We start from the raw sequence: 13,021 nt of genomic DNA, 5'->3' as shown, positions 1-13,021 counted from the left end.
CCGCGCAGGCTGCCCAGCAGCTCCCGGCAGTCGGCGCAGTCCGAGGTGTGCGCGCCGACCTCGGCGGCGAGCATGACGTTGCGGGGCTCCGTGAGGTACTGGGGGAGCAGGCGCGCGACATGGGAGGTCTCTTCGCGCAGGGCGACGGGGATCTGCCGGCTCAGCCACTGGAACTTCAGCCCGGAGCGCGCGCGGCGCTGCAGAGCCGAGACCGCGTTGGGCCTGATCCGCAGCTCGCGGGCGATGTCCGATCTGCTCGCGTCCGCGACCTCGGCCAGCCAGAGCACGCGCTGCCAGCGCTCCGGCAGCTCCTGGAAGGCGGCGAGGACGTCGGTGGACTCCGACTCCTGCTCCGCGTAGCTCAGGGCGTCCCGGTGCTCGACGTCGTCGACGTCGTCCGAGTCGATGAGGCGCTGGGCATCCTTGTGCCAGCGGATCGCGGTGTTCCGGATCACGGCCTTCAGGTAGGAGCGGAACGCGAAGGTCGGGCCGTTCGGCGTCGTGGTCACCTGCTGGTAGATGGCGAGGAAGGACTCGGACACGAGATCCTCGGCCCGTGACGGCGCCAGTCGTCCTGCGAAGCGGATCCCCGCTCCATAGTGCCGACGCCAGAGCAGGTCGTAGGCGCCGCGGTCGCCGGCGCGCACGTCGCGGAGAAGCTCCGCATCGCTTCGGACCTCGGTCATGACACCTCCCCGGACGGCCTCCCCGCCGAGGCGCACCACACCACCGCTCCGGAAATGGAGGACGGCACCGGCGCAGCCGTGGCGGGGTCGGGTCAACCCCGGAATGACGCTGCGTCAACAGCATCTTGGCACCTCGGCCTCGTCATTCTCGAGTTGTTCTCGCCGAATTCTTGTCATCGGATCCGGCGAGGGTGCGGAAGCGGATCCGGGCCGGATGACGTGAAGCGTCGCCGGGGAGCGACGCTTCACCTGCTGTTTCCCCGCCCGCGGTACCCTGAGCGCGCACGCGCCCCGGCGTGACAGCAGCTCGAACGGAACCCATGCAAGACATCCTCGACCGCGCCGCACTCGCCGCGACGCCGCGCACGCTGATCGACATCCTCGTCGACACCGCGCGCCGGCACCCCGATGCCTCTGCGATCGAGGACGCGGCGGGAGCGCTCAGCTACGGCGAGCTGCTGGCCCAGGTCTGGCGGACGGCAGGCCGGCTGCGCGAGCACGGGGTCATGCGCGGTGACAGGGTCGGCATCAGGATGCCCTCGGGCGGGCGCGAGCTTTACCTCGCGATCCTCGGCACGCTCGCGGCTGGGGCGGCATACGTCCCGGTCGACGCGGACGACCCCCAGGAGCGGGCCGACCTGGTCTTCGGCGAGGCGAAGGTGCGCGGCGTGATCGGCGCCGGAGGGGTGTTTCGGGGCGCAGATTCCCCGTTTGGGGCGCACCCCGACACCGAATCCGGTCAGGACGCGCCCCAAACGGACGGAACGCGCCCCGACATGGCACCGGTGGCCCCGGTGCCCGGGGCAGACCCGGTGGCCGGCGTGACAGGGGCGGCCGGGATGGCCGCGGGGGAGCGGGTCGGATCCGGGCTGTTCGACGGGGAGGATCCGCATCCGAGCTCGGTCTCGATCACGACCGTGCCGCATCCGATGCCGCTGGACGACGCCTGGATCATCTTCACCTCCGGCTCGACCGGGGTGCCCAAGGGCGTCGCCGTGACGCACCGCTCCGCGGCGGCGTTCGTCGACGCCGAGGCGAACCTCTTCCTGCAGGATGCGCCGCTCGGGCCCGGCGACCGGGTGCTGGCCGGGCTCTCCGTCGCCTTCGACGCCTCGTGCGAGGAGATGTGGCTGGCCTGGCGATACGGCGCCTGCCTCGTGCCGGCGCCGCGCGCGCTCGTGCGCTCGGGGGAGGACCTCGGGCCCTGGCTGCTCGGGCACGGCATCACCGCGGTGTCGACCGTGCCGACGCTCGCCGCGCTCTGGCCGCAGGACGCGATCGAGAACCTGCGACTGCTCATCTTCGGCGGCGAGGCGCTGCCACCCGAGCTCGCCGCGCGGCTGGTCGGCGAGGACCGCGAGGTCTGGAACACCTACGGGCCCACCGAGGCCACGGTCGTCGCGTGCGCGGCCGAGATGGACGGCGAGGCGCTCCGCGCGGGGGAGCCCGTGCGGATCGGCCTGCCGCTGGACGGCTGGGACCTCGCGGTCGTCGACGGCGAGGGGAACCGGGTCGCCGAGGGCCAGGTCGGGGAGCTGGTGATCGGGGGCGTCGGGCTCGCGCGGTACCTCGATCCGGCCAAGGACGCGGAGAAGTACGCGCCGATGCCGTCCCTGGGCTGGGACCGTGCCTATCGCTCCGGCGATCTCGTGCGCTACGAGGAGGCGGGCCTCGTGTTCCAGGGGCGCGCCGACGACCAGGTCAAGATCGGCGGCCGGCGCATCGAGCTCGGCGAGGTCGAGGCCGCGCTGCAGAACCTCACCGCGGTCACCGCGGCGACGGTCGTCGTGCAGCGCAGCGAGGGCGGGATCCCGCTGCTCGTCGGCTATGTGGTGCCGACAGAGGGCTTCGACCGGCAGATTGCGCGGGCGGAGCTCGCCGAGACGCTCCCCGCCCCGCTCATCCCGCTCCTCGCGATCATGGACGACCTGCCCGTGCGCACCTCGGGCAAGGTGGACAAGGCGGCGCTGCCCTGGCCGCTGACGGATCCGGACGCCGACGACTCCACGCTGACCGGCACCGCGGCCTGGCTCGCGGAGCAGTGGTTCGCCGTGCTCGGCACGCGACCGCTCGACGAGGATGCCGACTTCTTCCAGCTCGGCGGCGGATCCCTCGCGGCCGCGCAGCTGGTGAGCCGGATCCGGTCCCGCGCCCCCGAGTTCACAATGGCCGACGTGTACGACCTGCCGCGCCTGCGGCGGATGGCCGACGCCGTCGAGGCAGAGGCGGGAGACGAGGAGCCGGAGCCAGGAGACTTCCATGAGTCCCGGCCCACGCCTCGGCGCATGCAATGGATCCAGACGATCCTGGGGGTGCCGCTGTTCGTCCTCGGCGGCATCAGGTGGGTGCTGTGGCTGCTCACCGGCAGCGCGATCCTGCACCTCGTGCCGGGCTTCGACTGGCTGCCCACCGCGCCGCTGTGGCTGCTGATCGTGGGGCTCGTGGTGTTCGCGACGCCGTTCGGGCGGATGGCCATCGCCGCGGTCGCCGCCCGCGTGCTGCTCGCCGGGGTGCGCGCCGGCGACTATCCCCGCGGTGGCGGAGTGCATCTGCGGCTGTGGCTCGCCGAGCAGGTCAGCCACCAGATCGATCCCGTCGGCTTCGCGGGCGCACCGTGGGTGAGCTACTACGCCAGGGCGCTCGGAGCGAAGATCGGCCCCGACGTCGACCTGCACACGCTGCCGCCGGTGACCGGCATGCTCGACATCGGGGCCGGCGCCGCGATCGAGCCGGAGGTCGACCTCTCCGGATACTGGATCGACGGCGACACCGTCCGCGTCGGCGGAATACGCATCGGCGCGGGCGCGGTGGTCGGGGCGCGCAGCACGCTCGCGCCCGGCACGCGCATCGGCCGTGCCGCCGAGGTGGCTCCCGGATCCGCCGTGTTCGGCCGTGTGCGGGCCGGGCAGCGCTGGGCCGGATCCCCCGCGGTGCGCGTCGGCGGCAAATCCGCCCCGCTCGCGCCGGAGCGTCCCCCGGCTCCCCGGCGCTGGCTGTGGGCATATGCCGCATCGAGCATGGGTCTCGGTCTCCTGCCCGTGCTCGCCTTCGCGCTCGGCGCGCTCGTACTCGTGCAGGGGGCGCGCGGCGCCACCTCGCTCGCCGCCGCGATCCCGGGACTGGCGATCTGGCTTGTGCCGTCCGTGCTCGTGACAGGGCTCGTGTTCGCCGGGCTCGTCGTGGCGGCGACCCGGCTGCTGTCGATCGGACTGCGCGAGGGGATCCACCCCGTGCGCGGCCGGATCGCGTGGCAGGCGTGGACCACGGAGCGCCTGCTCGACTCCGCCCGCACGCTGCTCTTCCCGCTCTACGCGAGCCTGTTCACCCCCACCTGGCTGCGCCTTCTCGGGGCGAAGGTCGGCAAGGAGGTGGAGATCTCCACCGTGCTGCTGATCCCCTCGATGACGACGATCGACGACGGCGCCTTCCTCGCCGACGACACGATGGTCGCGTCCTACGAGCTCGGCGGAGGATGGATGCGCCTGGCCGCGGCACGCATCGGCAAGCGCGCGTTCCTCGGCAACTCCGGAATGGCGGGCGCCGGACACAAGGTGCCCAAGGACGGCCTCGTCGCCGTGCTCTCGGTGGCGCCGGACAAGGCGAAGGCCGGATCCTCCTGGCTCGGATCCCCTCCGGTGCGTCTGCGCCGGGTGGTGAACGAGTCGGACCTCGAGCGCACCTACCGCCCTCGCGCGGCGCTGCGGATCGCCCGTGGCCTGTGGGAGCTGTGCCGCATCGTGCCGGTCATCCTCTCCTGCGCACTCGGACTTGCCGTCCTGCTGACGCTCGCCGCGCTGGCCACGGGCGTCGGACTGGCGTGGACCGTGGTGCTGTCGGGGCTCGTGCTGCTGATCGCGGGCGCGGTCGCAGCAGGGTTCGCGACTGCCGCGAAGTGGACGTTCGTCGGGCCGATCCGCCCCGGGGAGCACCCGCTCTGGTCGAGCTTCGTGTGGCGCACCGAGGTCGCCGACACGTTCACCGAGATGATGGCGGCCCCGTGGTTCGCGAACGCCGCGGCGGGCACGCCTGCGCTCGCCGTGTGGCTGCGCTCGCTCGGCGCGACGATCGGCAAGGGCGTCTGGACCGACAGCTACTGGCTGCCGGAGCCGGATCTGGTCACGCTCGGCGACGGCGCGACGGTGAACCGCGGCTGCGTGCTGCAGACGCACCTCTTCCACGACCGCGTGATGAGCATCGACACGGTCACGCTCGAGGCCGGTGCGACCCTCGGCCCGCACAGCGTGATCCTGCCCGCCGCGACGATCGGATCCGATGCGACGGTCGGACCCGCGTCGCTCGTCATGCGGGGCGAGGGCGTGCCGGTCGGCAGCCGCTGGAGCGGAAACCCGATCGGTCCCTGGCGCGTGGTGAAGGTGCGCAGCTACCAGGCGGCGGAGTGAGCGCGAAGGCCCACAGCGAGTGCGGCGCATCGAGTGCGCCAGGATCTGTGAGCATGGAACCGTGAGCCCCGACGACTACACCCCGCATTCCGGCGATCGCCGCTACCGCGTCGAGCACTACGACCTGACGATCGACTACCGGCTCGGCACCAACCGGCTGGACGGCGTCGCCGTCGTGCGCGGGCGTGCCGTCGAGGCGACCAGGGCGATCTCGCTGGATCTCGCAGGGCTCCGCGCGACCAAGGTGCGCAGCGACCTCGGCGGGCGCATCGGCTTCACGCAGACCGACCGCAAGGTCAAGGTCGCGCTCGGGCGCGAGCTCGCGGCGGGGGATCCGTTCGAGCTCACGATCTCCTACGGCGGGGCACCCCGTCCGCGGCGCACCCGCTGGGGCACGCTCGGCTGGGAGGAGCTGGAGGACGGCGCGATCGTCGCCTCGCAGCCCATCGGCGCACCGTCGTGGTTCCCCTGCAACGACCACCCCTCCGACAAGGCGACCTACCGGCTCTCGATCACGACAGACCCCGGATATGCGGTCGCCGCCGCGGAGCCGGTGTCCACGACGACCAAGGGCGGGCGCACGACCTGGGTCTTCGAACGCGCCATGCCGACGCCCAGCTATCTCGCGACCGTGCAGATCGGGAAATATGTCTCTCGGGGCATGGACCTCTCCGGGGTCGAGGGTCAGGTGCTGCATCCGGCGGGACTGACCGCGCGCGTGGACGCGGACCTCGCTCCGCTGCCGCAGATGATGGCCGTCTTCGCGGAGGCGTTCGGACCGTATCCGTTGCCCTCCTACCGGCTCGTGGTGACCGCCGACGACCTGGAGATCCCGCTCGAGGCGCAGGGGATGGGCGTCTTCGGCGCGAACCACATCGACGGGCGCGGCAGCCTCGAGCGCCTCATCGCGCACGAGCTCGCGCACCAGTGGTTCGGCAACAGCGTGGGCCTGGCGCGGTGGCGGGACATCTGGCTGAACGAGGGCTTCGCCTGTTACGCGGAGTGGATCTGGTCCGAGCGCAGCGGCGGGCACAGCGCGCATGCGAAGGCGCTCGGGCACTGGACCGCGCTCGCGGCGGAGCCGCAGGACCTCGTACTCTCGGATCCGGGTCCTGAAGTCATGTTCGACGACCGCGTCTACAAGCGCGGCGCGCTCGTCCTGCACGCACTGCGACTGACGGTGGGCGAGGACGCGTTCTTCCGGATCCTCCGGACGTGGACCTCACGCCATGCGGGCGCCACGGCGACGACCGAGGACTTCCGCACTCTCGCCGCCTCCGTCGCCGGTCGCCGGCTAGAGGCGTTCTTCGACGCCTGGCTCGATGCCGAGGCGCTGCCGCCCCTGCCCGAGGCGGCACCGGGCGCCGCGGTGGAGCCCGCGCCGGTCACCGCCGCCCTGAACGTGAACCCGAGGGCCGCGACCGACGGCTAGGGCTGTCGTTCTCGACGGCGACCGGCCACACTGGACGACGTGGCCACCGTGGCGGAGTGCGAACGCGTGCAGACCGCGTGGTTCCGTGCGCGGGCGGAGACGCTGGGCGGCGAATGCCTGATCGAGGACGGCCTGGTCTGGACCGACGGACCCGATGGTATGAACCTGATGTTCCCGGAGGCGCCGACGGTCGACGCATTGCGGCGCGGTGTCGCGCGGGCGCACGCGAGGGGGCGCGGGCTCGTCGGGGTCTGGCTCGGATCCGAGGTCGATGAGACGCCGCTGGCGGAGGCCGGGTTCGAGCGGGGCTGGGCGCCGTGCTGGATGTCGGCCGCGCTTACCGAGACCTCCCTCCCCGATGACCCGCGGATCGCGCTGATCCGCGAACCCGGCTCCGTCGCCGGCGAGTTCGAGCGGGAGCGGCTCGGTCTCGCGCGGATCGAGCCTCCGATCGCGTGGTGCGCGGTGGCGCGCGATGCCGAGTCGGCGCGGTTCGCCGGACGCGCCTGGTCGTTCCGCAGTGGAGAGCTCGCCGGCGTCTTCGACATGGCGGTCTGGCCGCCCTTCCGTCGCCGGGGCATCGGCACCGGACTGCTCGCGGCCGTCTGTGCGGCTGCGGCGCGGTCCGGAGCACGCGAGGCGGTGCTCAACGCGACGCCGGAGGGGGAGCTTCTGTACGCTCGGTGCGGCTTCACCCGCGTGGGCACCGGCATCACCTGGTGGCGGCACCTCTCCGAGGGCTGAACGGCGTCACGCCCCGGCGTCCGGCGCGTCCCGTCCGATCCGCGCGAGCGAGCGGTCGAAGACCGTGATGAGGAGGAACACCGTGGCGATCCCGACGACGACCCAGCCCAGGACGTGCAGTCCCTCCGTGGTCGCCCTGGCGCCGTAGACGTTGCCGTAGATCACGGACGAGACGATCGCGCCCAGGTAGAAGAAGGTGCGCAGCAGACCCGCCGAGGAGGCGATCCGCGCCGGCTCGGCCTGGAAGTACAGCGAGTTCTGGATCGCGAGGTTGTTGAGGCCCTGCGGGATGCCGAGCACGAGCATCGCGAGCACGAGGAACCAGATCGGCGACGAGCCCGTCATGAAAAGCACGAGGATCCCGGCGACGAGCTGCGCGGCGGATCCGACCAGCAGCTTGCCGACGACCTCGGGCCGGCGTCCGAACGCGAGCGCGACCGCGATGCCGGCCGCGAACACCGGGAGCAGCACGAGGCCGGCGATCGTCGGGCTGAGGCCCCGGCCGTCCTCGAGCCACTGGGTGAAGCCGTAGACGAACGTGTACGAGATTGTCGCGGTCAGCAGCGAGCGCACGTAGCTGAGCAGCAGCGGCCGGTTGCCGGAGAGCACCCGCACGTCGATGAACGGATCGGGGATCCGGCGCTCCCACCACACGAACACGACTCCGGCTGCGAGGGCGACGACGAGCAGCCAGATCAGGGCCGGGGCGATGTTCTGCAGGAAGACGAGCAGGGTGAGCATCGTGACGGCGAAGAGGAGGATCCCGATCCCGTCGATCCGCGGCCGGTCCTCCACTGCAGGCTCGAGCCCCGTTCGGCGGGGCAGGAAGAGCGCGCCGAGCAGGAGTGTGGCGAGCCCGAGGGGCACGTTCACGGCGAAGGTGGCGCGCCACCCCCAGGCGCCGACGAGCACGCCGCCGAGCGCGGGAGCGATCACGGCGATGGTCTGGGTCGTGACGCTGAGCAGCGTGAGGATCCCGGCCGGTGAGGCGAGGCCGGTGCGGTCCCCTTCCGCGCGGATCATGTGCATCGCCGCCGGATAGCCCGCGCAGGTGCCGAGGCCGAGGATGACGCGCGCCGCCACGAGCCACCAGATGCTGTCTCGGTTCTCCGGTGCGAACAGCCCGATCGCACCGGCGGCGGTCACGAGCACCGCGCCGAGCAGGAAGAGGGATCGCACGCCGAAGATGTCGACGAGGCGGCCGACCAGCGGCTGTCCGATCGCGGTGGCCAGGTAGAGGCTCGACACGAGCCACACGGTCTCGCGGGTCGGGGCGCCGAGCGCGAGGCCGATCGGGGTGAGCGCCACCGCGATGATGGCCGTGTTGATCGGGTTGAGGATCGAGCCCACCATCATCGGGGCGAGCAGCCGCCGATCGAAACGGCCGGCGGGCGCGGGCCCGCCGATCGGCGCCGAGGGCATCCGGATCACGGCAGCATCCGCTCCAGGAGTCCGGTTGCGGTGGAGATCGCGCGCAGCTCGTCCTCGTCGAGCGCGTCCAGGGCGTGCTCGAGCCAGGTCGCGGCGGCGTCCTTCTGGCCCTCGATCCTGGCGCGTCCGGCATCCGTGAGGTCGATGATCTGCCGGCGCCCGTCTCCGGGGTCGGGGCTGCGGGTGACGAGACCGAGCGCCTCGATCGCGTCGACGGTCGCGGCCATGGACTGCGGTCGCACGCGTTCCGCCGTCGCGAGGGCGCTCACGGTCGAGACGCCGCCCTTGCCGAGCCGGGCCAGGGCGGACGCCTGCGACGGGGTGATCGTCTCGTCGGCGCCGGCCTCGCGGAATTGGCGGAGCAGGCGCGCGACCACCGTGCGCAGGTCGAGCGCGGTCTGTCGCGCACTCACAGCGGATGCATCGGTCGCGGGCGAGGTCTCTGGCATATCAACAGCCTAAACTGCACAGTCGTACCTGTCTAATATTCGAAAGGACGTGGCGATGACCACCGCACTCCTGCTCATGGACTTCCAGAACGGCATCGCCGGACGCTACGCCGCGGGCGGCTCCGACGTGATCGCGCACGCGCAGCGGGCGCTCGCCGCCGCGCGCGCCGCGGGGATCCCCGTCGTCTTCGTCCGCGTCGCGTTCCGCGAGGGCTTCCCCGAAGCGGCCGCGCGCAACAAGGCCTTCGGCGCGATCGCCCAGTCGCCCACCGCCCCGTACATGGGGGAGGACGCCGAGGCCACGCAGATCGTCGCCGATCTCGCGCCGCTTCCGGGGGAGCCCGTGGTCGTCAAGCGGCGGTACGGCGCATTCGCCTCCGACCTCGACGTGGTGCTGCGCGGGCTCGATGCGACCGATCTCGTGCTCGCCGGCGTCTCGACGAGCGGGGTCGTGCTGAGCACGGTCCGCCACGCCGCCGACCACGACTTCGGGCTCACCGTCCTGGCGGACGCGTGTGCAGATCAGGATCCCGAGGTGCACAGGGTACTGCTCGAGAAGGTGTTCCCGCGTCAGGCCGACGTGGTCACGGTCGACGCGTGGGCGGCCGGTCTGCGCGCGGACGCCGCAGCGCGAGACTGACGATCGTGCCGGGCGCGGCGGCGATCGGGAGGATCCGGAACTCGCCGCCGTCCGGGACCGTCGCGTACCCGTCGGGGGAGAGACGCACGCGGTCCGGCGGGACCATCAGGCCGCGCCCGTCGGCCTTGAGCGCCGCTTCGATCGCGGTCCAGCCGCGGAGGTCAGGCGGATCCTCCGGTGCGAACAGGAGCGAGAGCTCCGGTGCGGATCCCTCGAGCTCCACGTCGATGCCGACCGCTTCCGCATCCTGCTCACGGGCGACGGCGACGACGACCCAGGGATCCGCGTACGCGGCGTTCGCGAGCAGCGGCGCGTGCGGCAGCAGCGGTCGTCCGTGCGGGCCGCCGCAGACCGGGCAGCGCTGCTCGATCCGCGGGTCCGCTCCCGGGGCCAGTTCGGCGACCAGCGCCCGGATGAGCGCGCGGCCGGTCTCGCGCCGATCGTCGCGCGCCGTGCGCGCCCACGCGATCCGCACGCCCTCGACCGTCGCCCCTTGCACGACCCCAGCGTAGAGCGAGGCCGGCCCGGGCCTGGTGACCTCGGCCCGGCGACCCCGGCCCGGCGACCCCGGCCCGGCGCCCCGGCCCGGCAACCCCATCTTCGAGTCGTCCCCGCCAGCGCACGCCAGAGGCTCCGCTCACAGGGACGACTCGGATATGAGGCGCCACCCTGGTTCGGTGCTGACCCCAACTCTTCGGGTCGTCCCCGCCAGCGCACGCTATGGGCTCCGCTCACGGGGACGACTCGGATAGAGGGCGCCCTTCGCGGGGACGGTACCGCCGCGCGGGCTCCCGCCGCACGTCCTAGGATCGAACCCTATGACTTCGGATCCGGCGGGCACCCAGACGTTGCGCCGCCCCGGTCCGGTCGGCCGCATCATCGGAGCGCTCGATGACCCGGTTCTGCGCGCGCTGGTCACCGCAACGACCGTCGCGCGCATCGGGCGCGGCGTGTTCCTGACGATCACGGTGCTCTACTTCATCCGCATCGTCGGACTCGACGGCGGCCAGGCGGCGATCGTGCTGGCCGCGGCGAGCGGCAGCAGCATCCTCGCCTCGTTCCTCGGCGGATGGCTCGCAGACCGGTGGAGCGCGCGGCGCCTGTCGTTCGCGTTCGAGGTCGCGGCCGGGCTCCTCCTCGTCGCCTACGCGTTCGTCGGCACGTTCATGACCGCGATCGTCCTCGCCGTCGCGAGCGGGTTCCTCGACGCCCTGGCGCAGTCGTCCCGCTCGGCGGTGATCGCGCGCGGCTTCACCGGCGAGAACCGCGTGCACGCCAGGGCCGTGCTGCGCACCGTGACGAACCTCTCGATCGCGGCAGGATCCGGGATCGCCGCGATCGCGCTGGCGATCGGAACCCCCTTGGCGTACCGGATCGTGATCGTGATCGCCGGCGTGATCTGCGCCGTCGGCGCGATCCCGCTGCTGCGGCTGCCCTCCTCCGTCGACGCCGCCCCGCGGGTCGCCGAGACGATCACGACCGAGACCGGATCCGTGAACACCGCGGCGACGGCCGCCGCCGAGCGGGAGCTGCGCCGCGACTGGCGCGCCCGTTCGCCCTGGCGCGATCCGCGCTATCTGCTGCTCACCCTGTTCTCGGCAGCGTTCGGCATGCAGTTCGGCGTCGCCGAGGTCGGCGTTCCGCTGTGGATCGCCCACGCCACCACGGCGCCCGACGCCACGGTGTCGGTGCTGCTGATCGCGAACACCGTGCTGGTGGTGCTCTTCCAAGTGCGGTTCTCGCGGAACACGCACGACCTGCGCGTCGCGGGCAAGGTCTCGCTGATCGCGGGCGTGCTCATGGCGGGAGCCTGTCTCGTCTACGCCTCGGCCGCGGGTCTCCCTGTCGTGGCGGCGATCGCGGTGCTGCTGATCGCGCTCATCGCGCACACCTTCGCCGAGATCCTGTCGCAGGCCGGCGGCTGGGGCCTGAGTTTCGAACTGGCCGACCCCGTGCGCGCGGGCGCCTACCAGGGCGTCTTCGGGATGACGTTCTCGATCGGCTCGCTCGTCGCACCGCTCCTCGTGAACGCGACGGCGATCGCCCTCGGTTTCGCCGGCTGGGCGATCCTCGCCGTGGTGTTCCTCGGATCCGCGCTGGGCATCGCCGCGATCGCGTTCCGCGCGGCGCGGCAGCAAGCCCCGCAGGCCTGACCTCTTCCCTCCTACCTGCTACCTCCGAGTCGTCCCTACCAGCGCACGCCATGGGCTCCGCTGATGGGGACGACTCAGATAGGAGGCGTCGCTCTGGTTCAGTGCTGACCTCGACTCCTCCGGTCGTCCCCGCCAGCGCACGCCATAGGCTCCGCTCACGGGGACGACCCGGAGATGGAGGCGGATCCCCCGGGGTGGGCGACTGGGGCAGGCGCCGGATCCGGCGTCAGGTGCGCGAGAGGAAGTCCGCGATGCGGGCCGCGGCCGGGGCAGCGTCGCGGATCATCGTCTCGTGCCCGCAGCCGGGGATCTCCGCGAACTCCGCCCGCGGGATCGCCTCCGCGACGGCGCGGGTCCAGACCGCGGGGCACACCGGATCCCGCGAGCCGCGCAGCACGAGGGTCGGCGCGGCGATCCGCGGGTAGAGGTCCTCGGGGCGGTGCGCGACCGTGGCCCGGATCTTGCGGACGAGCTGCGGGCCGGCGCGGAGGTACTCGCGCACACCGCGGACCACCACGCGCGGGTCGATCGAGGCGGTGTCGTGCAGGAAGCGCAGCGCCTGCCGGGCCACGCGCCGGGCGCCGGCATCGACGGTGGGCGCGGCGAGCACGACGGCGCGGACTCTGTCCGGGTGGCGGACGGCGAGCTCGGCCGCGACCTGGCTCCCCATCGAGTGCCCGACGACGGTGACCGCCGGCAGCCCTTCGGTCGCCAGGTGCGCCGCGACGAGGTCGGCGTGCTCGGGCATGGTGAGCGGGACATCGGGCTCCGGTGCCGCGCCGAAGCCCGGGAGATCCACGGCCACGACGATGCCGTCGAGTCGCCGAGCCAGCTCGACGAATACGCTGCGTCCCATCCCGAGTCCGTGCAGGAGCAGGAACACCTCGGATCCGGATCCCACGCGCTCCGCGATCAGCGTCGCGGATCCGACGGTGAACGCGGTGACGGTTCCGCCGAGGGCCGGGGTCAGGTCGGGTTCGCTCACCGCACCACTCCACCACATCCGGCCACGAGCGGCGCCCTCGCCCCCTGTAGCTCCCCTACTGTCCGAGTCGTCCCCGTCAGCGCACGCCATGGGCTCCGCTG

Annotated in this window: 10 protein-coding genes; 5 read left to right on the top strand and 5 right to left on the bottom strand. The window is 72.5% G+C overall.

Translation table 11 applies throughout. The features are described 5' to 3' along the window. Positions 1-686, bottom strand: a 686-nt coding sequence (locus CQ044_RS18580) for an RNA polymerase sigma factor (protein ID WP_146116834.1), incomplete at its 3' end; no start/stop codon positions are given. 320 nt (positions 687-1,006) lie between these two features. Here CQ044_RS18580 and CQ044_RS18575 point away from each other — a divergent pair. The 3 genes from CQ044_RS18575 to CQ044_RS18565 all read left to right on the top strand — a co-directional run bounded on the left by CQ044_RS18575 (position 1,007) and on the right by CQ044_RS18565 (position 7,262). Continuing rightward, positions 1,007-5,086 (top strand): Pls/PosA family non-ribosomal peptide synthetase, encoded by a 4,080-nt coding sequence (locus tag CQ044_RS18575; RefSeq protein WP_105689836.1) that lies wholly within the window; start codon positions 1,007-1,009, stop codon positions 5,084-5,086. Positions 5,087-5,147: 61 nt separating this feature from the next. Beyond that, the gene (locus CQ044_RS18570; RefSeq protein ID WP_105689835.1) at positions 5,148-6,518 is read left to right on the top strand and encodes a M1 family metallopeptidase; all 1,371 of its coding nucleotides are present in this window, start codon (positions 5,148-5,150) and stop codon (positions 6,516-6,518) included. A 39-nt stretch (positions 6,519-6,557) separates the two neighbouring features. Beyond that, positions 6,558-7,262 carry a GNAT family N-acetyltransferase gene (locus tag CQ044_RS18565; protein ID WP_219844998.1) on the top strand — a complete coding sequence of 235 codons (705 nt, stop codon included), beginning with the start codon at positions 6,558-6,560 and terminating at the stop codon, positions 7,260-7,262. A gap of 6 nt (positions 7,263-7,268) precedes the next feature. Here CQ044_RS18565 and CQ044_RS18560 read toward each other — a convergent pair whose 3' ends face one another. Further along, positions 7,269-8,684 carry an MFS transporter gene (locus tag CQ044_RS18560; RefSeq protein WP_219844999.1) on the bottom strand — a complete coding sequence of 472 codons (1,416 nt, stop codon included), beginning with the start codon at positions 8,682-8,684 and terminating at the stop codon, positions 7,269-7,271. A gap of 5 nt (positions 8,685-8,689) precedes the next feature. After that, positions 8,690-9,142 (bottom strand): MarR family winged helix-turn-helix transcriptional regulator, encoded by a 453-nt coding sequence (locus tag CQ044_RS18555; RefSeq protein ID WP_181158388.1) that lies wholly within the window; start codon positions 9,140-9,142, stop codon positions 8,690-8,692. Between the two features lie 55 nt (positions 9,143-9,197). Here CQ044_RS18555 and CQ044_RS18550 point away from each other — a divergent pair, with 55 nt between their 5' ends. Next, complete coding sequence (locus tag CQ044_RS18550) at positions 9,198-9,782, top strand: cysteine hydrolase family protein (RefSeq protein ID WP_105689834.1); 585 nt, start codon at positions 9,198-9,200, stop codon at positions 9,780-9,782. Here CQ044_RS18550 and CQ044_RS18545 read toward each other — a convergent pair. Next, the gene (locus tag CQ044_RS18545; RefSeq protein ID WP_105689833.1) at positions 9,727-10,281 is read right to left on the bottom strand and encodes a 4'-phosphopantetheinyl transferase superfamily protein; all 555 of its coding nucleotides are present in this window, start codon (positions 10,279-10,281) and stop codon (positions 9,727-9,729) included. The genes CQ044_RS18550 and CQ044_RS18545 overlap by 56 nt on opposite strands. Before the next feature lie 319 nt (positions 10,282-10,600). Here CQ044_RS18545 and CQ044_RS18540 point away from each other — a divergent pair, with 319 nt between their 5' ends. Further along, entirely contained in the window at positions 10,601-11,935 is a 1,335-nt protein-coding gene (locus tag CQ044_RS18540) for an MFS transporter (RefSeq protein WP_105689832.1), read from the top strand. Positions 11,936-12,161: 226 nt separating this feature from the next. Here the strand turns inward: CQ044_RS18540 and CQ044_RS18535 are convergent, their stop codons facing one another. Further along, positions 12,162-12,920: an alpha/beta fold hydrolase gene (locus CQ044_RS18535; protein WP_258133370.1), complete on the bottom strand. Its 759-nt coding sequence runs from the start codon at positions 12,918-12,920 to the stop codon at positions 12,162-12,164. Between the last annotated feature and the right edge of the window lie 101 nt (positions 12,921-13,021).

The organism is Microbacterium sp. MYb64 (assembly GCF_002979495.1).
Taxonomy (GTDB): Bacteria; Actinomycetota; Actinomycetes; order Actinomycetales; family Microbacteriaceae; genus Microbacterium; species Microbacterium azadirachtae_A.
Note: the sequence above shows the minus strand (reverse complement) of the source record. Positions and strands in the feature narration are given on the sequence as shown.